We start from the raw sequence: 20,252 nt of genomic DNA, 5'->3' as shown, positions 1-20,252 counted from the left end.
ACCGGGTCGGGAGGCGTCTCTTTCGGTGGGGTGACCCGAGGGTCACCGGCAGGTTCGTTGGTGGGGGACATCTCGACTCCGTGCCGACGCCGTCGGATGGTGTGATGAGAACGATAAGGGGGCCGGCGAGGCCGGCCCGAACGTGCGAGAAGGAACCTGCGCGATTCCTTACAGCTGTCCGCGTGCCTCGAGGAAGCTGGTCGCGGCGTCGTAGACCTTTTGGGTCATCTCGTTGCGACCGGCCCACTCCTTCCATTCCTGCTCGGCTGCCTGGCGGAACTTCTTGCGCTCTTCCGCCGGCAGGTCGAAGGGATGCACATCGGGGTTCTCGCGTAGCTTGGCGAGGGTCTCGATGTCCTGCTCCTTGAGGCGGGCGATCAGGTCATACGCCATGGCGTCGAAGGCAGTCTCGAGCGTGGTCTGCAGTTCGGCCGGTAGGCCATCCCAGATTTCCTTGTTGATCGACACGGCAATCATCGGCATGGAGTGGAAGCCCGGGTAGAGCGGATAGGGCGCGAAGGCGTGCAGTCCCTGGGCGTCGTTGTTGGACAGCACCGTGGAGTCGGCGGCATCGATCACGCCCTTCTCCAGGCCGGTGTAGACCTCGGAGCCCGGCAGGTTGACCGGCGTGGCGCCGATGCGCTCGAAGATGTTGTAGACCATGCCCTGGGGCGCGCGAATCTTGAGGCCTTCGAAGTCCTCGAGGCTCTCGATGGGCACCGTGGAGGGCACGGACTCGAGCGGGAAGGTGGCGGCACCGATCAAGTGGCTGCCATAGGGTTCGGAGAGCTCGTTGTAGAGTTCCTCGCCGCCTCCTTGCTTCATGAATTCCAGGAAGTCGTAGGGATCGTTCCAGGCGCCGACCAGGTTCCCCAGCATGCCGAAGGCCGGGTTCTGTCCGGAGAAGTAGCTCGGGTCGGTCATGTGGCCTTGCAGAATGCCGGAGCTGACGGCCTGCAGTGTTTCGGTAGGGCCTACCACGGCATTGATGGGCAGCAATTCGATCTGGACACGGCCATCGGTCATGGTGCCGATGCGTTCGGCCCACTCCTGCTTGACCTTGAAACTCGGCTCACCGGCGGTTTCCGAGGCCTGGAAGGTCCATTCGTACTCCGCGGCATGAGCGCCGGTGACGCTCAGCAGCAGGGCAGAGGCGCCAAGGAGCAGCTTGGGGGTCAGGTGTGGCATCGAATCTCTCCGTTTGGGGGAGTTTGTTGTTGACGTTCGTGCTGGATGCTTGGGGTTGTCGTGATGCAAGCTCGCTTTCCCGATCGGCCGGGAAGTGTCGTTTTCGTGTCGCGGGCATCGGAAACGAGCAGGGGAAATGTTGCGCATAGATCAAATATGTTCAACATATACTTTCGTATGTGTGTACTTTGAGCGTTTCCCGTCGTAGTGTCCGTTGCATGTCATCGGTGGGTCTTGCCCATCGCCCAGGAATGCCGCGAGGAGTCACCTCCATGCCGTCACCGAAGAACGCCAACAAGCCGACGCTGCGCAGCGCCGAATGGTTCGGCAGCGCCGACAAGAACGGCTTCATGTATCGCAGCTGGATGAAAAACCAGGGCATCCCCGATCACGAATTCCAGGGCAAGCCGATCATCGGTATCTGCAATACCTGGTCGGAGCTGACGCCCTGCAACGCTCACTTCCGCAAGATTGCCGACCACGTCAAGCAGGGTGTCCTGGAGGCAGGAGGCTACCCGGTGGAATTCCCGGTGTTTTCCAACGGGGAGTCCAACCTGCGCCCGACGGCAATGTTTACGCGCAATCTGGCGAGCATGGATGTCGAGGAGGCGATCCGCGGCAACCCGATCGATGCTGTCGTGTTGCTGGTCGGCTGTGACAAGACCACGCCGGCGTTGCTGATGGGCGCGGCGAGCTGTGATATCCCGACGATCGTGGTCACTGGCGGCCCGATGCTCAACGGCAAGCAGGAAGGGCGTGACATCGGTTCGGGCACAGTGGTCTGGCGATTGTCCGAGGAGGTCAAGGCCGGCAAGATCTCGATGCATGATTTCATGGCCGCCGAGGCGGGCATGTCGCGCTCAGCGGGCACCTGCAACACCATGGGCACGGCGTCGACCATGGCCTGCATGGCCGAGTCGCTGGGTGTATCGCTGCCGCACAACGCTGCCATCCCGGCGGTGGATTCGCGTCGCTATGTGCTGGCGCACCTGTCGGGCAATCGTATCGTCGAGATGGTCGAGGAGGACCTTCGTCTCTCGAAGGTCCTGACGCGAGGAGCCTTCGAAAACGCCATTCGCACCAATGCGGCGATCGGCGGTTCCACCAATGCGGTGATCCACCTCAAGGCCATTGCCGGACGCATCGGCGTCGACCTGGCGCTGGACGACTGGACGCGCATCGGCCGCGGTACCCCGACGCTGGTGGACCTGCAACCCTCGGGCCGCTTCTTGATGGAAGAGTTCTACTATGCCGGCGGATTGCCCGCTGTGCTGCGTCGCCTGGGCGAGGCCGAACGACTGCCGCACAAGGACGCGTTGACCGTCAATGGCAAGACGCTGTGGGAGAACGTCTCCGAGGCACCGCTGTACAACGACGAGGTGATCCGGCCGCTGGACAACCCCCTGGTCGAGGATGGCGGGATGTGCGTGCTGCACGGCAATCTGGCCCCCAAGGGCGCGGTGCTCAAGCCGTCGGCGGCGACCCCCGAGCTGATGACGCACCGTGGGCGTGCCGTAGTGTTCGAGGACTTCGACGACTACAAGGCGCGCATCAATGATCCCGATCTCGACGTGGACGCCGACAGTGTGCTGGTAATGAAACATTGCGGGCCGCGCGGCTACCACGGCATGGCCGAGGTGGGCAACATGGGCCTGCCGGCCAAGCTGCTTGAACAGGGCGTCACCGACATGGTGCGTCTCTCGGATGCACGCATGAGCGGCACGGCCTACGGCACCGTGGTGCTCCACGTGGCGCCGGAGGCAGCAGCCGGCGGGCCGCTGGCGGCGGTACGCAACGGTGACTGGATCGAGCTGGATGCCTACGCCGGCAAATTGCATCTGGACATCGACGACGAAGAACTGCAAGCGCGCCTGGCCGAGCACGATCCGACCCAGGCCTCGCGACAGATTGCCAGCAGCGGTGGCTATCGCCAGCTCTACATCGAGCACGTGCTGCAGGCCGACGAAGGATGTGACTTCGACTTCCTGGTGGGATGCCGGGGAGCCGAGGTTCCACGCCACTCGCATTGACATCGGAGACGCCATGACGACCCAGCGACCCCGCATGACGTCCGACCGGTTGCGCTCGCGTGACTGGTTTGACAATCCCGAACATCCAGGCACCACGGCGTTGTGCATCGAACGCTACATGAACTACGGCATGACGCTGGAGGAGCTGACCTCCGGCAGGCCGATCATCGGCATCGCCCAGTCGGGGTCCGACCTGACACCCTGCAATCGCCATCACGTCGAGCTGGTCAAGCGCGTCAAGGAGGGGATTCGTGCCGCCGGCGGCGTGCCGTTAGAGTTTCCGCTGCATCCCATCCACGAGAACGTGCGCCGGCCCACGGCTGCGCTGGACCGCAACCTGGCCTATCTCGGCCTGGTGGAGGTGCTGCACGGCTATCCGCTGGATGGCGTGGTGTTGACCACCGGCTGCGACAAGACCACCCCGGCCTGCCTGATGGCCGCTGCCACGGTGAACATCCCGGCCATCGTGCTGTCCGGCGGGCCGATGCTCAATGGTTGGCACGGCGCGGAGCGGGTGGGGTCGGGCACCATCGTCTGGGAGATGCGCAAGCGCTTGGCGGCCGGCGACATCGACTATCCCGAGTTTCTGTCGAGGATCGCCGAGTCCGCCCCCTCCGTGGGGCACTGCAACACCATGGGCACGGCCTCGACCATGAATTCCATGGCCGAGGCGCTGGGCATGAGCCTGCCCGGTTCGGCGATGATTCCCGGCCCTTACAAGGAACGGGCCATGGTCGCCTACCAGACCGGCGAGCGCGTCGTCGACATGGTCTGGGAGGACCTGCGACCGAGCGACATCCTGACTCGGGAGGCGTTCGAGAACGCCATCGTGACCTGTTCGGCGCTGGGCGGTTCCTCCAATGCACCCATTCATGTCAATGCCATTGCCCGCCATGCCGGTGTCGCGCTCGACAACGACGATTGGCAACGCCTCGGTCACGCGGTGCCGCTGCTGGCCAACGTGATGCCGGCGGGCGCCTATCTTGGCGAGGAATTCCATCGCGCCGGCGGCGTGCCGGCCATCATCGCTGAACTGCTGGCCAATGGCTTGATCCACGGCGATGTCATGACCGTCAATGGCCGCTGCATGGCCGACAATGTCGCAGGACGCGAGAGTCGGGATCCCGACGTCATCCGGCACTTCGACAATCCCTTGGTGGAAAAGGCGGGATTCCTCAACCTCAAGGGCAACCTGTTCGACTCGGCACTGATGAAGACCAGCGTGATTGCCGCGGACTTCCGTGAGCGTTTCCTGAGCGATCCCGACGACCCCGATGCCTTCGAGGGCAAGGTGGTGGTGTTCGACGGTTCGGAGGACTACCACGCGCGCATCGACGATTCCGAACTCGATATCGACGCCACCACCATTCTGGTGATGCGCGGTGCCGGGCCGGTGGGACACCCCGGTGGCGCCGAAGTGGTCAACATGCAGCCGCCCGCTGCGTTGATCCGGCAGGGCATCGAGTCGTTGCCCTGCCTCGGCGACGGGCGCCAGTCGGGGACGTCGGGCTCTCCCTCGATCCTCAATGCCTCGCCGGAAGCGGCCACCGGCGGGCCCCTGGCATTGCTCGAGACCGGCGACCGTCTGCGCGTCGACCTTAGGCGCTGCGAGGTGACCCTGAGGGTGGACGATACCGAATTGGCGGCACGCCGGTCGCGCCTCGAGGCCGCTGGTGGCTACGACTATCCGGCGCACCAGACGCCCTGGCAGGAGATCCAGCGACCCCTGGTGGAGCCGCTGGCGGATGGCATGACGCTGCGCGGGGCGCCCGGCTATCGGGATGTGGCACGCCAGAGTCCGCCCCGGGACAATCATTAGGACCGCTTGAAAGTGCCTGCACTCGGCGATGGCGGCACTGTAACCGGTCTTGTGCGCGAGTCCGACGGGGTGGGGCCGGGTATCGCGCTTGACGTTGCCTGAACATCGACAAGCGAAGGCGCTTTTCGGGGGATGTCGAGCGGGGTAGGCTGCCCGGCCTGCATCTCTCATCAGGAGGTTTCATGTCTTCATTTCGCCTGGGGCTGGTCGGCGCCGGCAAGATCGTTCGCGACCAGCACCTCGCCGCCATCCGGGCCACGCCGGGTCTCGAGCTCGTGGCCGTGGCTGACCCACATGCGTCGCTCGAGGGCGTGCCCGGTCATGCATCGCTGGAGGCGATGCTATCCGAGGAACCGTCGCTGGATGCCGTGGCAATCTGCACGCCGGCCCACCTGCGCCATGGCCTGGCCCGCCAGGCGCTGGAACATGGCAAGGCCGTCTTGCTCGAGAAGCCGCCCGGGGCGACCCTCGCCGAGGTCGAGGACCTGAAGGCCCTGGCCGAAGCGCGTGGCAGTGTGCTCTTTGCCGCCTGGCATTCACGCTTTGCGCCCGCCGTGCCTTTGGCCAGGCAGTGGCTAAGCGAGCGTCGCGTCACGGGCATCGAGATCGTCTGGCACGAGGATGTCCGGGTCTGGCATCCCGGCCAGGCGTGGCTCTGGGAAGCGGGCGGCATGGGCGTGTTCGATCCAGGTATCAATGCCTTGTCGGTGGTCACCCGTCTGTTCGACAGGCCCTTCTTCTTGAAGCATGCCACGCTCGAGGTGCCCGGCAATTGTCAGACGCCGATTGCCGCCAGACTGCACCTGCGGGATGGCACGGGCGTGCCCCTGGAGGCAGACTTCGATTTCCGCCACGAGGATCCGCCCCGTTGGGAGATGACCATCTCCACCGAGGACGGACGACTGGAATTGTCCGGAGGGGGGCGTCGCCTGGTGCTCGATGGCGAGGTGGCGGTCGACGAGCCGGAGCGCGAATACCCGGGTCTCTACGCCCATTTCCATGAGCTGCTGATGACGGGGCGCTGCGATGTGGATATTGCGCCGCTGCGGCACGTGGCCGATGCCCTGATGCTGGGACATCGGAAGACGGTGGCGCCGTTTCACGATTAAGGCAGCCCGCCTAGCCGGGGGCTCCGGCCCAGCCTTCGGCGATCACGTCGCGCAGCAGGGTGGTCAGGGCGGCAGCGCCGGGAGAGAGTCGCTTCTGGCGTAGCGTGATGAGGCCATAAGGCTGGACGCTCAGGGCCTCCTCGGTAGGCAGCACCCGAAAACGCTGTGGGTCGCAGAGCAACTCGGCGACCTCTCGGCTGGTGACGGTGAGCGTGTCGGAGTTGGCGACCAGCGCCAGCGACACCAGGATGTCCGAGGTATTGATGATGCGGGTGGGAGGCGAGAGGTCATGATACATCAGCAGGTGGTCGACACGCTGCCGCATCAGGGCGCCCGGGGGCTGGAGCGACCAGGGGTAGGCGGTCATCTCGGCCAGTGAGGGAGAAGCGGCATCCGCCAGAGGGTGCCCGCGTCGGCATACCACGCTGATGGCCTCCTCGCCGATTTCCTCGAAGACGAAGTGGCCGGGGTCGAAGCCGGCGGGAATGCGCGAGATGACCATGTCGAGTTCGCCCTCCAGCAGCCGAGGCACCAGGGCGGGGCTCACGTCCACATCGACGTTGACCTTGAGTCCTGGCAATTGGTGATGGACACGCTCCAGGGCCCGCGAGATCAGGGTTACCGCCGGCGCCATCACGGTGCCGATGGAGACCGCGCCGGCGTTGCCAGCATTCAGGGCATTGAGTTCGTCGCCGGTCTGTTGCAGCGAGGAGAGGATGTTGCGGGCGTGACGCACCGCCACCTCGCCATACCAGTTGGGTTCGATGCCCCGGGAGTGGCGCTCGAACAGTCGCACGCCCAGGCGTCCCTCCAGCTCACCGAGCAGCTTGGACGCGGCGGGCTGGCTCATGGAAAGGCTGGCGGCCGCGCGGTGTAGATTGCGGTGGTCGTCCAGGGCCAGGAACAACTGCAGGTGGCGTAACTTTAGTCTTACCTTGAGAAACCAATCGGGCGGCAATTCACCCATGGCGGAGCGACGGGTCATATGGTGATAACCAAATGGGTATTAATTACACGATAAGTCATTATTAGCGGTTAATCTCTCATCTGTCTAATGTGGTCGACGTTCAGTGGAATGTTCCAGGCAGGAGACAACAACAAATGACCGCATTCGACCGCTTCTCAGGTACCTCGGCAGCACCTGGCTCAAGGACCGGAATTCGCAACGGAGCATGGGCCTTGCTGACAGCTCTGCCGCTGATGGCCGGTATCGCTTTCGCTCAGCAGACAAAGCAGGACGGAACGGAAATGGAGCAGCAGCGAAGTATCGAGCAAGGGATTTTCGGCACCCTGCCGGACGGTAGCGAGGTGGCGCTGTATACCTTGACCAATGCTCGGGGAGCGCGTCTGTCGGTGACGCCTTATGGCGGGATCATCGTCGCCCTCGAGGTGCCGGATGCCGGGGGTGAATTCGAGGATGTCGTGCTGGGATTCGACCGATTGGAGGACTATCTGTCACCGGCCTATCGACAGGCCAATCCCTATTTCGGGGCACTGATCGGACGCTATGGCAACCGTATCGCCGGCGGTGAGTTCACCCTCGACGGCAAGGTACATACCTTGCCCACCAATGACGGCGACAACCACCTGCATGGTGGCGATCAAGGCTTCGATCGACGTCTCTGGAAGGCCGAAACCGTCGAGGACGACCGGGGCGTGGGGGTGATCCTGACGCTGACCAGCCCCGATGAAGACCAGGGGTATCCGGGGGAACTACAGGCTCGGGTTCGCTATACGTTGAGCGATGACAATGCCGTGATCGTCGACTATCAGGCCACTTCCGACGCCACCACGCCCGTCAATCTCACCCAGCACAGCTACTTCAACCTCGATGGCGTAACCGGTGAACGGGCCGATGGCGACGATATTCTCGATCACCGCCTGACGATCAATGCCGAGGCCTTCTCGCCGGTGGATGAGGGGCTGATTCCGACCGGCGAGCTGCGTTCCGTAGCGCAGACACCCTTCGATTTCCGGGAGCCCACGGCCATCGGCAAGCGCATCGAAGCCGACAATGCCCAGCTGGCCAGAGGGCAAGGCTATGATCACAACTTCGTGCTCGATCAGAATGGTCTGGGCGATGACGAACTGGTGATGGCGGCTCGCCTGGAGGCCGGGCACAGCGGCAGGGTGATGGAAGTATTCACCACCGAGCCCGGTCTCCAGTTCTACTCGGGTAACTTCCTCGATGGCTCCTTGATCGGCAAGAGGGGGACGACCTACGGCCATCGCTTCGGCCTGGCCCTGGAAACCCAGCACTTTCCGGACTCGCCCAACCAGCCCGACTTCCCCTCAACGTTGCTGCAGCCAGGAGAAACCTACCAAAGCCAGACCCGGTATGTTTTTTCCACCGTTGCGGCTAGCGCTTCGGCGAACTGACGACGGCGCGAACTGAGCATCGAGCGGGCCTCCCCGCTTGCCGACATCATGCCTCATCCCTCCACGCCCCGGGCCTTCACCGGGGCGTTGACGTGTCCGTCATCGGCACAGGGCAACACACTTTAGTCGCAGCGTGGCAGCATCCGTGACGCGGGTGGTCTCGGTAGTTCGGTCCTTGGCATGAAAGTGATAACAAAAAGGATATTGCATGCTGACGTTAAGCGCATTGGATGGTTATGTGGCCACGGCATAGGGTAGAGGCGCATCCGGTGCGAGGCATGACATTGCCGGAGCATCTTCCTCAACACGCGACAACAACAAATGCCCGCTCAGGGCTAAGGAGACGTCCATGTCCCGCTTCCCGATCCTCGCTCCCCTGACATTCGGTGCCTGTCTGGCGCTATCGCCACTGACGCAAGCTCAGGACGAGGTCAAGCTGGGCTTCATTGTCAAGAAGCCCGAACAGGCCTGGTTCATCAATGAACAGGATGCGGCTACCCGACTGGGGGAGGAGAAGGGCTTCGAGGTGGTCAGGCTGGCCGGGGAGGACGGCCAGGAGGTGCTCAGCGCCATCGACAACCTGCATTCCCAGGGCGCCCAGGGGTTCGTCATCTGTCCGCCCGATGTGCGTCTGGGCCCCACCATCATGCGTCGTGCCGAGCAGTACGGCATGAAGGTGGTGACCGTGGACGACCGCTTCGTCGATGCCGATGGCGAGCCGATGGAGGCGGTGCCGCACCTCGGCATGTCGGGCTACAAGATCGGCCGTCAGGTCGGCAACGCCATCGCCGACGAGATGGAGGCCAGGAATTGGGATCCCGACGACGTCGCGGCGCTGCGCATCACCAACTATGAACTGCCAACGGCCAAGAAGCGCACCGATGGGGCGACCGATGCCCTGCTCGAGCGAGGGTTCCAGGAAGACAACATTTTCGATGCGCCACAGCAGAACACTGATACGTCCAGTGCCTTTTCGGCGGCCTCGCCGATCTTCTCCCAGAACGGCGACTACGAGCACTGGGTGATCTATGCCCTCAACGAAGAAAGCGTGCTGGGCGGAGTGAGAGCCTCCGAGCAGTACGGCCTGACTGCCGGGGATGTGATTGGTGTCGGTATCAATGGTTCCGGTGCAGCCTTTGCTGAATTCTCCCGGGAAAAGCCGACCGGCTTTCACGGCACCGTGGCGGTGAGTTCCACCATGCATGGCCGCCAGACGGCGCAGAATCTCTATGACTGGGTCACCGAGGGTGACAAGCCGAAGGCCAATACCGAAACCACCGGCACCTTGATGACGCGCGAGAACTGGGAGGCGGTACGCGATGAGCTGGGCCTCTGATGGTGTCGCCGCGGTTGCCGCGGAAGGCGTCGGCGGAGCGGCCGACGCCTACCTGAGCGTGGAGAACGTGACGGTCGAGTTTCCCGGGGTCAAGGCGCTGGATGGTGTCAGCTTCTCCGCCCGGGCCGGCGAAGTGCACGCCTTGATGGGGGAAAACGGCGCCGGCAAGTCGACCCTGCTCAAGGTGTTGAGCGGCGTCAACCGGCTCAGCGAGGGAGCCCTGTGGCTCGATGGCGAACGACATGTCTTCGCCAATGCCCGTCAGGCGTTGGCCGAGGGTATCGCCATCATCTACCAGGAGTTGACGCTGTCGCCCAATTTGTCGGTGGCGGAGAATCTGCTGCTCGGTCAGTTGCCGGAACGGCGCGGCATGCTCGACCGCCGTGAGCTCTACGCGCGAGCCCGAGAGATTCTCGCCGAGCTGGGCGAGACATCGGTGCATCCTGCCACCAAGGTTCGCGATCTTTCCATCGGTCAGCAGCAGATGATCGAGATCGGCCGGGCGCTGTTGCGCGATGCCCGCGTAATCGCCTTCGATGAACCCACCAGTAGCCTCTCGGTACAGGAGACCCGGCAGCTCAAGCGCATCGTCCAGCGGCTGCGCGATGAGGGGCGGGTCGTGCTCTATGTCACGCATCGCATGGAGGAAGTGTTCGAGATGTGCGATGCCGTCACGGTATTCCGCGATGGCAAGCACATCCGTACCCACGAACGCATGACGGGGCTCGATCACGACACCCTGGTCAGCGAGATGGTCGGCCGCGACATCGACGATGTCTATGGGTACCGGCCGCGCTCCACCGGCGAGGTGCTGATGGAGGTCGATGGCCTGTGCGGGCGGGGTGTGAAGGCGCCGGTCAGCTTCTCGGTGCATCGTGGCGAGGTATTCGGCCTGTTCGGCCTGGTCGGGGCCGGGCGTAGTGAGTTGATGCGGCTGGTGTGCGGTGTTGAGTCGCCGAGCGAGGGGCAGGTGCTGATCGACGGCGAGGCGCGACGCTTCGCGACCCCGGGCGAGGCGATCCGTGCCGGTATCGCCATGTGCCCCGAGGATCGCAAGTCCCAGGGAATCTTTCCCATCGCCAGCGTGACCGACAACCTGAACATCAGTTGCCGGCGTTTCTTCAAGCGGCTTGGTGGCTTTCGTCATCCCCGCCGCGAGTTGGCCAATACCGAGGACTATATCAAGCGGCTCAGCATCAAGACGCCGGGACCGCGCACGCGCATCAGCAACCTGTCCGGCGGTAACCAGCAGAAGGTGATCCTGGCGCGTTGGCTCTCGGAACGCATCGAGTTGTTCGTCATGGACGAGCCGACACGCGGCATCGATGTTGGTGCCCGCCGCGACATCTATTCCCTGCTTTACGACCTGGCCGACAACGACAAGGGCGTGGTGGTGATCTCCAGTGACCTGGCGGAGATCAGTGCCATCTGCGACCGCATCGGCGTGATGCGCGACGGCGAGCTGGTCGACATCGTGTCCCGCGACGAGGCCACGCCGGAACGACTGCTGGGGCTGGCGCTGCCGGCCTGACGTCTTGATGACAATAAAACGCGAAAGAGAGATGTCCATGACAACCCAAAAGACTGTCCAGGGCGACAGTGTCCCGTCGCCCCTTCCCGAAGGGCGCCAGGGGCTGGCCAAGCCCTTGCGCACCCTGCTCGATACCTCGGGCCTGTTCGCCATCTTCGCGCTGCTGTTCATCGGGCTGTCGGTGATGATTCCCGACTTCCTGACCGGCCGCAACATGGTCGGGCTGCTGCTCTCGGTGACCCTGATCGGCACCATTGCCACCACCATGATGATGGTGCTGGCCCTCGGCGAGGTCGATCTGTCGGTGGCCTCGATCGTGGCCTTCGCCGGCGTGGTGGCCGCCGTGGTCACCAGTGCCTCCGGCAGCGTGGTGATCGGCGTGCTGGGAGGCGTGGCCGCCGGTGGTGCGGTGGGCGCCTTCAACGGTTTCGTGGTGGCGCGTTTCGGGATCAATTCGTTGATCGCCACCCTGGCGGCCATGGAGTTCGTGCGTGGCCTGGCCTACATCACCTCGGGCGGCGATGCGGTGATGATCACCGTGCCGGCCTTCTTCGAGCTCGGCAGTGCCTCCTTCCTTGGCCTCACCCTGCCGGTGTGGACCATGATCGGCTGCTTCGTGGTCTTCGGCGTGTTGCTCAACATGACCTCTTTCGGTCGTAATGTGCTGGCGACCGGCGGCAATGCTGAAGCCGCGGCCCTGGCGGGGGTCAACGTGCGTCGCCTGAAGATCATCGTGTTTGGCCTGCAGGGTGTGGTCGCGGGCATCGCCGGCGTCTTGTTGACGTCGCGGATGGGTCTGGGCGATCCCAACACCTCGCTGGGCCTGGAGCTGGCGGTGATCTCGGCCTGTGTGCTGGGTGGCGTGGCGCTGTCCGGGGGCATCGCCTCGATCACCGGCGTGCTGGTCGGGGTATTGATCATGGGCTGCGTGCAGAACGCCATGGGACTGCTCAATGTGCCGACCTTCTATCAATACCTGGTTCGCGGCGCCATCTTGCTGCTGGCGGTGATGTTCGATCGCTGGAAACAGACGCGACGTAGTCGAGCCTAGGCGTAGACCGGCATCGAACAATGCCTGAGCAGCAGTCACCATGAAGCCTCCGGGGGTTGATGACGTCCGGGGGCTTTTGTCGTCGTGGCAGTCGTCTGGATAGCGCCTCGTCGGGGCAGGATAATCGCATCACTTGATGAAACGAACGGAAGGGATGATGACAACGCCATCGAATGCCGTGGATCTCGCCGTCGAGCTCGACATGAGCCTGGGCGAGAGTCCGGTCTGGTCCGCCAAGGATCACGTGCTGTACTGGGTCGATATCAATCGCGGTCATGTCTATGCTTGGTCGCCGGATTCCCGGCAAGCGCCGCAGCGGCACGATTTCGAGCATACGGTCGGTTGCGTGGCACTGAGCGAGTAGCCACCGCGCCTGGCTTGACGCATCTGTCGCTGCCGTCTGGCGAGCGCTGCGATCCGGGCGTGAGCAATCCAGAGTGGAGGCTCGAGGGAGGCAACCGCTTCAATGATGGCCGCTGCGATCCGGCCGGGCGCTTCTGGGTCGGTACCCTGAATCCCGACGGGCGAGATGCCTCGCTGTATCGACTGGACGACGAGCGCCTGGTGGCGATCAAGAGGGGGCTTGGCATCGCCAATGGCTTGGCCTTCAGCCCGGATGGCCGCTGGCTGTATCACACCGATTCACCGTCGCGCCAGGTGATGCGCCATGCCTTCGATGTCGGGACCGGCGAGATCGGCGAGGGCGAGGTCTGGATCGATCTGGACATGCATGACCTGCCCGGCGTACCGGACGGTGCCGCGGTGGACTGCGATGGCCACTACTGGAGCGCGCTTTATGGGGGCGCCCGGGTGGCGCGTTTCGATCCCGAGGGGCGCCTCGTGGCGCAATACCCCGTGCCTTGTCCGAATCCGACCATGGTGGCGTTCGGTGGCGAGGACTTGCGTACGCTCTACATCACCACCGCCACCCAGGACATGGACGCAGAGGCGCGTCGCCGTTACCCGCTGGCGGGCAGCCTGCTGGCACTCGAGGTGGAAACGCCGGGCCTGGCGGAGCCCTGCCTGGCCCGGCGATGAGCGTCGTCAGGCAAGTACGCCTGCGAGCCGGAAGGTGACGAAGCCCTGGGCGGGCGTGAGGTCGTCGTCACTTTCGCTTCGTGGGTCCTCGGTCCTTGACGTCGTGGGGGCTAGGGTCGCCGGAGTCAAGCGCCGGTCGTGACGGCGTCGCCGAAGACACGTTCCAGGTGCGCACGGTACTCGTCCTGATGAGTGTCGATGTCCGGTGCCTTGATCACATCGTTGGCCAGGTAGGTCGGCAGGGCACTCATGCCAAGGAACTCCATGGCCTTGTGCACGGGGAAATAAACACCGTCGACGCCGCGACCTTCGAAGAAGTTGCCGGGCTGGTCGAAAGCCTCTCTCGGCGCATTCCAGGTCAGCGACAGCAGGTAATGCTTGCCCTGCAGCAGGCCCCCGCTGCCGTACTGGAGGCTGGGGTCATGGCGCGAGCGGCCGTCGCTGGCGTACAGGCTGCCATGGCCTTGGGTGAGTACCTCGTCCAGGTAACGCTTGACGGTCCAGGGCGTGCCCATCCACCAGCCGGGCATCTGCAGGATGATGGCGTCGGCCCAGAGCCATTTCTCGACTTCGGCCTCGGTGTCATAGCCGTCGTCGATGCGGGTCTCCTGCAGCTGGTGACCCTGTTCGGCCAGGGTGCGGCGAGCCGTTTCGTGCAGGGTGTCATTGTAGCGACCACCGGAGTGGGCAAAGGCCTTGGCACCGTTGAGTAGCAGAATATTCATAAAATCCATTAAGTGGCTAATGAGTTGCGTGCCCGCTAGATGCGTGCGAAAGCGGTGGCCTTCAATGTTCGTCCAGCGAAAAACACTTTCTCGATGGACGCAAAGGTGTGGCTTGGGACGAGGCCATCACGCGAATATCACGGGCGGTGATCGGGTCGTGGGTGGTTCAGAAGCCTCGACGGTTGGGCAGTCTGTGCCGACTTTTCCGTATGATAAATGTGGGTAAAATGGAAACACTTTTACGGAAATTGCAATAGTAAGTCGTGTCCGGCGAGGAGGATCAGACTTGCAGAGTCGTACGGAAGACCTCGAGCTGCTCGTGGCGGTCGTCGACAGCGGCGGATTCAGTGCCGCTGCCCGGCGGCTGGATATCCCGGTGGCGCGGGTGTCGCGCGCCGTGCAGCGACTCGAGCGACGACTCGATACACCGCTGCTCAATCGCACGACCCGCAGCGTGACGCTGACCAGCGAGGGCCGGGTGTTCGTCGAGCAGGTGCGCGAAGGGCTGGGGCGGCTCGCCGAGGCCGAGGAAGCCATGCGCCTCAGTCGAAAGCGGCCCAGCGGGCCGCTGCGGGTGGATGCGGCGACGCCTTTCATGCTGCATCAGTTGGTGCCGCTGATCGGAGGCTTCCGGGACTGCTACCCGGGCATCGAGTTGGAGTTGTCAGCCTCGGACGACATCATCAACCTGCTCGAGCAGCGCACCGACGTGGCGATCCGCATCGGTGGCCTGGAGGACTCCACCCTGCACGCCCGCCCACTGGGGCGTTCGCCGTTGCAGCTGGTGGCCAGTCCGCAGTATCTGGAGCGCCACGGTGTTCCGGTCAGCCCAGCCGCGTTGCACGATCATCGGCTGCTGGGGTTTCTCAATGTCGATAATCTCAACCACTGGCCCGTGGAGGGCCTGTCCCGGCACGGAGCCAATATCCAGCCCCAGTTGAGCACGTCCAGCGGCGAGGTCATGCTTCAGCTTTGCCTGGCCGGCGAGGGCATCGCTTGTCTGTCGCGCTTCATGATCCAGGACGAGCTGGCCCGGGGAAGACTGGTCAGCCTGATGGCCGATCGTATCATCAGCCCCAATCCGCGTGAGCTGGTTCAGGCGGTCTACTACCGCAACACGGCCCTGTCGGCTCGGATCGGCGCTTTTCTGGACTTCGTCGCGCCGCGGCTGCGTCTGTAGATCGGCCGGAGGGGGAAGTCTTGCCCTCATGGGCGCTGCCGATACCTGCCCATGAGTTGTCGAATCCCATCGTAATCTTTTGCGCGATCGAGGGAGCCAGACGCCTTGCGGTCATCTGCCGATCGCGCTCGGTTCAAGCATCGGGCACTGGCATCCACGTTGCGGCCCCGGCATCCTGTAGGTCATGAGCATCGAATTTCACCATGGGGCTGGCAGCGTCGAGCGATGCTACCCGCCCGATTGCCTCAGCGATAACCATGATCACCATCAGTTGCTGGTGGGGCTTGACGGCCGTGTGGACGTCGAAGTGGAGGGGCGTGGTGCGGCCGTGGTACCCGGTGGTGTCTGCGTGATTCCCGCCGCCGCGACCCATTACTACCTGGGGCTGGGTATCGACAACCGTTGCCGTGTGCTGGACTTGCCGGTCGGCCAAGATGCCATTGATGCGTTGTTCGAGCGCATCCGCTTCCTGTGCCTGTCGCCGGAGGAGGCTCGTGGTCTGGACGATGATGCCCTGCTGGCACGGCTCGGTGGCGCGCCGCCCTGGTATGGGCCGCGGCTCAATATGGCGCGGCTGACCCGGCTGGTGCAGGACGATCCGGCCGCGCCCTGGAGCCTGGCACGCCTGGCCGAGGCCGCCAGACTTTCGGAGCGCCAGTTGCGTCGCAGCATCTTCGAGGCGACCAGCCAGTCTCCCTGGCAGTGGCTGCAGGGCCAGCGCCTGGCCCGGGCCGAGCGTCTGCTGATAACCGGTGATGCCACGATCACCGAGATTGCCCTGGCCTGCGGCTTTGCCGACGGGGCCCAGTTCAGCCGCCACTTCCGCCGTTGGCGGGGCATGACGCCGAGTGACTTTCGTCGCCGGCCATGATGGCCGAAATCGACAAGCCTTGACCGGCCAGGTCGGCAACACTTTCCGGCGAACCGCCAAGGAGCCGAGAGATGTCGACCGAATCCGCTGCATCGCACCGCGCGACCCTGTGGGGCGCCACCACCGTGATCAACTGGGCGACGCTGGCACTGTTCACTCAATGGGCCGGTCCGGTACCGCCTTTCCTGCTGACGGCGCTGTGCTTCGGCTTGGCTGGCGGCCTGGCGGTGCTGATGTTCCTGTGGCGGGGTGAGCGTCGCGCACTGATGACTGCTCTCGGGCAGCCGCCGCTGGGCTGGGTGCTTGGCGTCGGCGGCCTGTTCGGCTATCACCTCTTCTATTTCATTGCCCAGCAGAACGCTCCGGCCGCCAACGCCGGCCTGATCAGCTACCTCTGGCCCTTGCTGATCGTCATCCTGGCCGGGCTGGTGCTGCCGGGTGAACGCCTCAAGGCCATCCATCTGCTGGGCGGAGCCTGTGGGTTCGTCGGCGCGGCCCTGCTGGTGGGGCCGGATGGCCTCGACTGGGCGGGGGAATACACGCCGGGCTATCTGGCAGCGTTGCTGGCCGCCTTCATCTGGAGCGGTTACTCGGTGGCCTCGCGGTTGCTGGCGCGCATCCCCACCACGGCGGTGGCCTGGAACTGTCTGGGCGCCGCCATGCTGGCACTGCTCTGCCACCTGGCCTGGGAGCCGTGGGGCTGGCCCGAGGGGGCGAATCTCTGGGCGATCCTGGCCTTGGGGTTGGGGCCGGTCGGCAGCGCTTTCTTCACTTGGGACATCGGCATGAAGCGTGGCCAGGTGCGCCTGTTGGGTCTGCTCTCGTATGCCACGCCGCTGTTTTCGACCCTGGTGTTGATCGGTGCTGGACTGGCCACGGCCAGCCCGACGCTGCTGCTCGCCGCGTTGCTGATCTGCGGCGGCGCGCTGATCGGCAGTGGCTGGCTCGGGCGCCGCGCGTCGGCTAGTCGGCACTCGGCAGGGTGACGTAGCGTGTCTCCAGATAGGCCTCGAGCCCCTCTCGGCCAAGCTCTCGCCCGATGCCGCTGGCCTTCATGCCGCCCCAGCCGAGCGCTGGCGGGGCCACCTGGTGAGCGTTGCACCAGACATTACCGGCCTGGAGCCGTGCGGCGATATCGGCGGCGCGGCCCTTGTCGCCGGCGACCACGGTGGCGGCCAGACCGAAGGAACTGTCGTTGGCCAGTGTCACCGCTTCGTCGTCGTCCCTGACGGTACGGGCGCACAGCACCGGGCCGAAGATCTCTTCCCGCCACAGGCGGCTGGTGGTGGGCACGTCGCGGAAGATCCTGGGGGCAATGAAGTGACCGTGTTCGGGCAGGGCAATCCGGGACCTTGCGGTGGGCACGAGTCCTTCCGCTTCGGCCGTTGCCAGGTAGGCCTCCACCCGCTGGTGCTGAGCGGCGTTGACCAGCGGTCCCAGCGTGGTGGCGTCGTCCAGCGGGTCGCCCGGGACAAGGTCGGCGATGGCGGCATCCAGCCGGGCATGCAGGTCATCGGCCAGCGACTCGTGGACCAGCAGCCGTGAGGTGGCCGAGCACATCTGGCCGGCGTTGTAGCAGAAACCGGCCAGCACCAGCTCGGCGGCCAGCTCCGGATCGGCATCTGCGGTGACCAGAATCGGCGACTTGCCGCCGAGCTCCAGGGAAACGTTGCGGGTTCCCCGGGCGGCAGCGGCCATCACCGCCTCGCCCACGGCGTTGCTGCCGGTGAAGGACAGCTTGTCGACTCCTGGATGGGCGGTCAGCGCCTCACCCACGCCTCGGCCGTCGCCGTGGAGCAGATTGAAAACGCCGGACGGCAGTCCGATCTCGAGGGCGATCTCGGCCAGTGCCTGCTCGGGCAGCGGGGTGACCTCGGAGGGCTTGAAGACCACCGTGCAGCCGGCGGCGAGTGCCGGGGCGATTTTCCAGGCACTGCTGACCAGCGGAAAGTTCCAGGGCGTGATCAAGCCGGCCACGCCAACCGGGTCCTGGTAGCGGCGCGATACCAGTCCTGCTTCGCCGGTGTCGACCGTCTCGCCTTGGCGTGCGTCCAGTGCCCGTGCCTGGCCAGCGTAGTAACGATAGCAGGCGATGGCGTCGACCAGGTCCTGATCGGCCTCGGCTCGCGGCTTGCCGTTGTTGCGGCTGGAAAGCTCGACCAGCGCGGCACGGCGCGCCTCGAGCGCCTCGGCGATGGCATCGATGAAGGCACCACGACGCTTGCTCGACAGTTCGCGCCAGCCGGGCAAGGCGCGGCGGGCGGCAGCCACGGCGTCATCCACGTCCGCGGGGTCGCCGGCGGTGACCTCGGCGATGGGCGTCTCGCGATAGGGGTCGATGACATTCAGGCATCGCGTGGCACGGCTTGCCACCCAGGCGTTGTCGATGAAGTGGTGTGTCAGTGTGCTCATGAGGCTTCTCTCTGACTGTGCGGAAGACGGCGTGGCAGCCAGCCTCGGCCGCGTTCGGGCTGCATGCCGGGGAAGTGACGTTCCACCTGACGCAGCGCCAGGGTAAGCACCAGCGTCATGGCCAGGTAGATGCCACCGATCAACAGCAGGGGCTCGTAGACCAGGAAGGTCTCGTCGCGGATGAGGTTGGCGGCCTGCAGCAGGTCCATCATGGCGATGGTCGAGACCAGTGGCACGGATTTGAGCAGCAGGATCATCTCGCCGGTCAGGGTCGGCAGGCATAGCTGGATGGCGCGGGGCAGCCAGAGACGCATGAAGACCTGCAGGGGCGTCAGGCCGAAGGCGCGGCCGGCCTCTCGTTCGCCCGGCGGCACGCTCAACAGGGCGCCGCGCAGGACCTCGCCGGAATAGGCCCCGACACTGAGGGTGAAGGTCAGGGCAGCATAGAAGAAGGGATCGCGCAGCAGCGGCCAGATGAGACTGTCCTGGATGCCGGGGATGCCTTCGAGCAGGCGCCCCACGCCGTAGTAGAAGAAGAAAAGCTGCACCAGCAATGGTGTGCCTCGCATCACCGTGGTGAAGCCCTGGGCGGTCAGCGCCAGGGGGCGAGGCCCCTTGAGCCGCGTGATGGCAACGACCACGGCGAGCACCAGTCCACCGATCGCGGATACGGCGATCAACCACAGGGTGTTGATGAAGCCCTCGATCAGGTACTCCTGATAGAACGGATCGCCAAGCCAGGAAAAGTCCATGTCAGGTCTCCTCGGTGGTCGGCTGGCCGCGACGCAGGTAACGTTCCAGGCGCGCGAACAGCGCCGTGGACGACAGTGTCATCGCCAGGTAGATGACGCCGGCGGCGGCATAGAACAGGAAGTGGGCGCGAGTGCTGGCGGCGGCCTGCTGGATGGTGAAGAACAGCTCGCTGTAGCCGATGACGCTGATCAGGGCGGTGTCCTTGATCAGGATCAGCCAGAGATTCGACATGCCAGGCAGGGCATTGGGCAGCATGGCGGGCACGACGATGCGTCGGAAGCGTGCCCAGGCCGAAAAACCGAAAGCATCGGCCGCCTCGAGCTGGCCTCGAGGAATGGCCAGGATGGCACCGCGCAGTACCTCGGTCATGTAGGCCCCCTGAACGAAGGCCAGCACGCCTACGGCGGTCACGAAGCCATTGATGGCCACCTGGCCGGAAAAGCCCATGGCATTGGTCACGGCGGTGAGTGCCTGGGAACCGGCATAGTAGAGCAGGATGATCAGCAACAGCTCGGGCACGGCACGCACCGCCGTGGAGTAGAGTGTGGCCAGGCCGCGAATCGGTGCCCAGGGACTGAGACGTGCGCTGGCGCCGACCAGGCCCAGCGCGAGACCGATGGCATAGGCCAGCACGGCGATCTCCAGGGTCGTCAGAGCGCCCTGGAGAATGGGGCCGGCCCAGTCGGCCAAGCCTTCTTGCGAAAGGTTGTTCATGATCGTAATGCACCTTGCCAGGTGCCGACCGAACGCCAGGTCAGTGGCTCTCCGTACGCTGGCGGGATCGGCGCCTCGCTTGCGTTGACATGGTGGGGCCGCCGGCGGGGGTTGTC

At 64.6% G+C, this 20,252-nt stretch carries 18 protein-coding genes; 12 read left to right on the top strand and 6 right to left on the bottom strand.

The annotated features are described in order from the left end of the window. Window positions 1-168: 168 nt before the first annotated feature. Window positions 169-1,188, bottom strand: a complete 1,020-nt coding sequence (locus A9O65_RS13425) for a TRAP transporter substrate-binding protein (protein ID WP_064698593.1) — start codon at window positions 1,186-1,188, stop codon at window positions 169-171. Window positions 1,189-1,460: 272 nt separating this feature from the next. Between A9O65_RS13425 and A9O65_RS13420 the strand changes: the two genes are divergently transcribed. The 3 genes from A9O65_RS13420 (at window position 1,461) to A9O65_RS13410 (ending at window position 6,146) form a co-directional block, all read left to right on the top strand. Then, entirely contained in the window at window positions 1,461-3,218 is a 1,758-nt protein-coding gene (locus A9O65_RS13420; RefSeq protein ID WP_064698592.1) for an IlvD/Edd family dehydratase, read from the top strand. Between the two features lie 13 nt (window positions 3,219-3,231). After that, on the top strand, window positions 3,232-5,037 hold the full coding sequence (locus A9O65_RS13415; protein ID WP_064702351.1) for an IlvD/Edd family dehydratase: 1,806 nt from the start codon (window positions 3,232-3,234) through the stop codon (window positions 5,035-5,037). A gap of 182 nt (window positions 5,038-5,219) precedes the next feature. Continuing rightward, window positions 5,220-6,146, top strand: coding sequence for a Gfo/Idh/MocA family protein (locus A9O65_RS13410; protein WP_064702350.1), 927 nt, complete (start codon window positions 5,220-5,222; stop codon window positions 6,144-6,146). 10 nt (window positions 6,147-6,156) lie between these two features. On the opposite strand, the gene A9O65_RS13405 is transcribed toward A9O65_RS13410, so the two are convergent. After that, the gene (locus A9O65_RS13405; protein WP_082919930.1) at window positions 6,157-7,131 is read right to left on the bottom strand and encodes a LysR substrate-binding domain-containing protein; all 975 of its coding nucleotides are present in this window, start codon (window positions 7,129-7,131) and stop codon (window positions 6,157-6,159) included. A gap of 194 nt (window positions 7,132-7,325) precedes the next feature. Here A9O65_RS13405 and A9O65_RS13400 point away from each other — a divergent pair, with 194 nt between their 5' ends. The 6 genes from A9O65_RS13400 (at window position 7,326) to A9O65_RS13380 (ending at window position 13,481) form a co-directional block, all read left to right on the top strand. Continuing rightward, on the top strand, window positions 7,326-8,525 hold the full coding sequence (locus tag A9O65_RS13400) for an aldose epimerase family protein (protein ID WP_064702349.1): 1,200 nt from the start codon (window positions 7,326-7,328) through the stop codon (window positions 8,523-8,525). 349 nt (window positions 8,526-8,874) lie between these two features. After that, window positions 8,875-9,861 (top strand): arabinose ABC transporter substrate-binding protein, encoded by a 987-nt coding sequence (locus A9O65_RS13395; RefSeq protein WP_064702348.1) that lies wholly within the window; start codon window positions 8,875-8,877, stop codon window positions 9,859-9,861. Next, window positions 9,845-11,392 (top strand): L-arabinose ABC transporter ATP-binding protein AraG, encoded by a 1,548-nt coding sequence (gene araG, locus A9O65_RS13390; RefSeq protein ID WP_064698586.1) that lies wholly within the window; start codon window positions 9,845-9,847, stop codon window positions 11,390-11,392. Before A9O65_RS13395 ends, araG begins: the two co-directional genes overlap by 17 nt. A gap of 37 nt (window positions 11,393-11,429) precedes the next feature. After that, a complete protein-coding gene (araH, locus tag A9O65_RS13385; protein ID WP_064698585.1) occupies window positions 11,430-12,443 on the top strand; it encodes an L-arabinose ABC transporter permease AraH in 1,014 nt (337 codons plus the stop codon). A gap of 157 nt (window positions 12,444-12,600) precedes the next feature. Further along, the gene (locus A9O65_RS17485; protein ID WP_254783083.1) at window positions 12,601-12,807 is read left to right on the top strand and encodes an SMP-30/gluconolactonase/LRE family protein; all 207 of its coding nucleotides are present in this window, start codon (window positions 12,601-12,603) and stop codon (window positions 12,805-12,807) included. A gap of 59 nt (window positions 12,808-12,866) precedes the next feature. Then, window positions 12,867-13,481, top strand: a complete 615-nt coding sequence (locus tag A9O65_RS13380; protein ID WP_254783084.1) for an SMP-30/gluconolactonase/LRE family protein — start codon at window positions 12,867-12,869, stop codon at window positions 13,479-13,481. 125 nt (window positions 13,482-13,606) lie between these two features. Here the strand turns inward: A9O65_RS13380 and A9O65_RS13375 are convergent, their stop codons facing one another. Next, window positions 13,607-14,206, bottom strand: coding sequence for an NAD(P)H-dependent oxidoreductase (locus tag A9O65_RS13375; RefSeq protein ID WP_064698584.1), 600 nt, complete (start codon window positions 14,204-14,206; stop codon window positions 13,607-13,609). Window positions 14,207-14,492: 286 nt separating this feature from the next. Between A9O65_RS13375 and A9O65_RS13370 the strand changes: the two genes are divergently transcribed. From A9O65_RS13370 to yddG, 3 genes are all read left to right on the top strand, one after another. Beyond that, window positions 14,493-15,386, top strand: coding sequence for a LysR family transcriptional regulator (locus tag A9O65_RS13370; RefSeq protein WP_064698583.1), 894 nt, complete (start codon window positions 14,493-14,495; stop codon window positions 15,384-15,386). A 184-nt stretch (window positions 15,387-15,570) separates the two neighbouring features. Next, window positions 15,571-16,257, top strand: coding sequence for an AraC family transcriptional regulator (locus A9O65_RS13365; RefSeq protein ID WP_064702347.1), 687 nt, complete (start codon window positions 15,571-15,573; stop codon window positions 16,255-16,257). A gap of 71 nt (window positions 16,258-16,328) precedes the next feature. Further along, entirely contained in the window at window positions 16,329-17,243 is a 915-nt protein-coding gene (gene yddG, locus A9O65_RS13360) for an aromatic amino acid exporter YddG (RefSeq protein ID WP_064702346.1), read from the top strand. Here the strand turns inward: yddG and A9O65_RS13355 are convergent. The 3 genes from A9O65_RS13355 to A9O65_RS13345 are packed head-to-tail and all read right to left on the bottom strand — an operon-like array spanning window position 17,221 to window position 20,136. Continuing rightward, entirely contained in the window at window positions 17,221-18,669 is a 1,449-nt protein-coding gene (locus tag A9O65_RS13355) for an aldehyde dehydrogenase family protein (protein WP_064702345.1), read from the bottom strand. The genes yddG and A9O65_RS13355 overlap by 23 nt on opposite strands. Further along, window positions 18,666-19,421, bottom strand: coding sequence for an ABC transporter permease (locus A9O65_RS13350; RefSeq protein WP_064698579.1), 756 nt, complete (start codon window positions 19,419-19,421; stop codon window positions 18,666-18,668). Before A9O65_RS13350 ends, A9O65_RS13355 begins: the two co-directional genes overlap by 4 nt. 1 nt (window position 19,422) lies before the next feature. Beyond that, the gene (locus A9O65_RS13345) at window positions 19,423-20,136 is read right to left on the bottom strand and encodes an ABC transporter permease (RefSeq protein WP_064698578.1); all 714 of its coding nucleotides are present in this window, start codon (window positions 20,134-20,136) and stop codon (window positions 19,423-19,425) included. Window positions 20,137-20,252 lie beyond the last annotated feature (116 nt).

The organism is Halomonas caseinilytica, assembly GCF_001662305.1.
Classification (GTDB): Bacteria; Pseudomonadota; Gammaproteobacteria; order Pseudomonadales; family Halomonadaceae; genus Halomonas; species Halomonas caseinilytica.
Note: the sequence above shows the minus strand (reverse complement) of the source record. Positions and strands in the feature narration are given on the sequence as shown.

Bases quoted from the DNA above. Each gene is read 5' to 3' on its own strand.
- A9O65_RS13395 (WP_064702348.1), top strand. From the start codon at position 8,875: ATGTCCCGCTTCCCGATCCTCGCTCCCCTGACATTCGGTGCCTGTCTG.
- A9O65_RS13420 (WP_064698592.1), top strand. From the start codon at position 1,461: ATGCCGTCACCGAAGAACGCCAACAAGCCGACGCTGCGCAGCGCCGAA.
- araH (WP_064698585.1), top strand. From the start codon at position 11,430: ATGACAACCCAAAAGACTGTCCAGGGCGACAGTGTCCCGTCGCCCCTT.
- A9O65_RS13355 (WP_064702345.1), bottom strand. From the start codon at position 18,669: ATGAGCACACTGACACACCACTTCATCGACAACGCCTGGGTGGCAAGC.
- A9O65_RS17485 (WP_254783083.1), top strand. From the start codon at position 12,601: ATGACAACGCCATCGAATGCCGTGGATCTCGCCGTCGAGCTCGACATG.
- A9O65_RS13425 (WP_064698593.1), bottom strand. From the start codon at position 1,188: ATGCCACACCTGACCCCCAAGCTGCTCCTTGGCGCCTCTGCCCTGCTG.
- A9O65_RS13345 (WP_064698578.1), bottom strand. From the start codon at position 20,136: ATGAACAACCTTTCGCAAGAAGGCTTGGCCGACTGGGCCGGCCCCATT.
- A9O65_RS13405 (WP_082919930.1), bottom strand. From the start codon at position 7,131: ATGACCCGTCGCTCCGCCATGGGTGAATTGCCGCCCGATTGGTTTCTC.
- A9O65_RS13350 (WP_064698579.1), bottom strand. From the start codon at position 19,421: ATGGACTTTTCCTGGCTTGGCGATCCGTTCTATCAGGAGTACCTGATC.
- yddG (WP_064702346.1), top strand. From the start codon at position 16,329: ATGTCGACCGAATCCGCTGCATCGCACCGCGCGACCCTGTGGGGCGCC.
- araG (WP_064698586.1), top strand. From the start codon at position 9,845: ATGAGCTGGGCCTCTGATGGTGTCGCCGCGGTTGCCGCGGAAGGCGTC.
- A9O65_RS13410 (WP_064702350.1), top strand. From the start codon at position 5,220: ATGTCTTCATTTCGCCTGGGGCTGGTCGGCGCCGGCAAGATCGTTCGC.
- A9O65_RS13365 (WP_064702347.1), top strand. From the start codon at position 15,571: ATGAGCATCGAATTTCACCATGGGGCTGGCAGCGTCGAGCGATGCTAC.
- A9O65_RS13375 (WP_064698584.1), bottom strand. From the start codon at position 14,206: ATGAATATTCTGCTACTCAACGGTGCCAAGGCCTTTGCCCACTCCGGT.
- A9O65_RS13415 (WP_064702351.1), top strand. From the start codon at position 3,232: ATGACGACCCAGCGACCCCGCATGACGTCCGACCGGTTGCGCTCGCGT.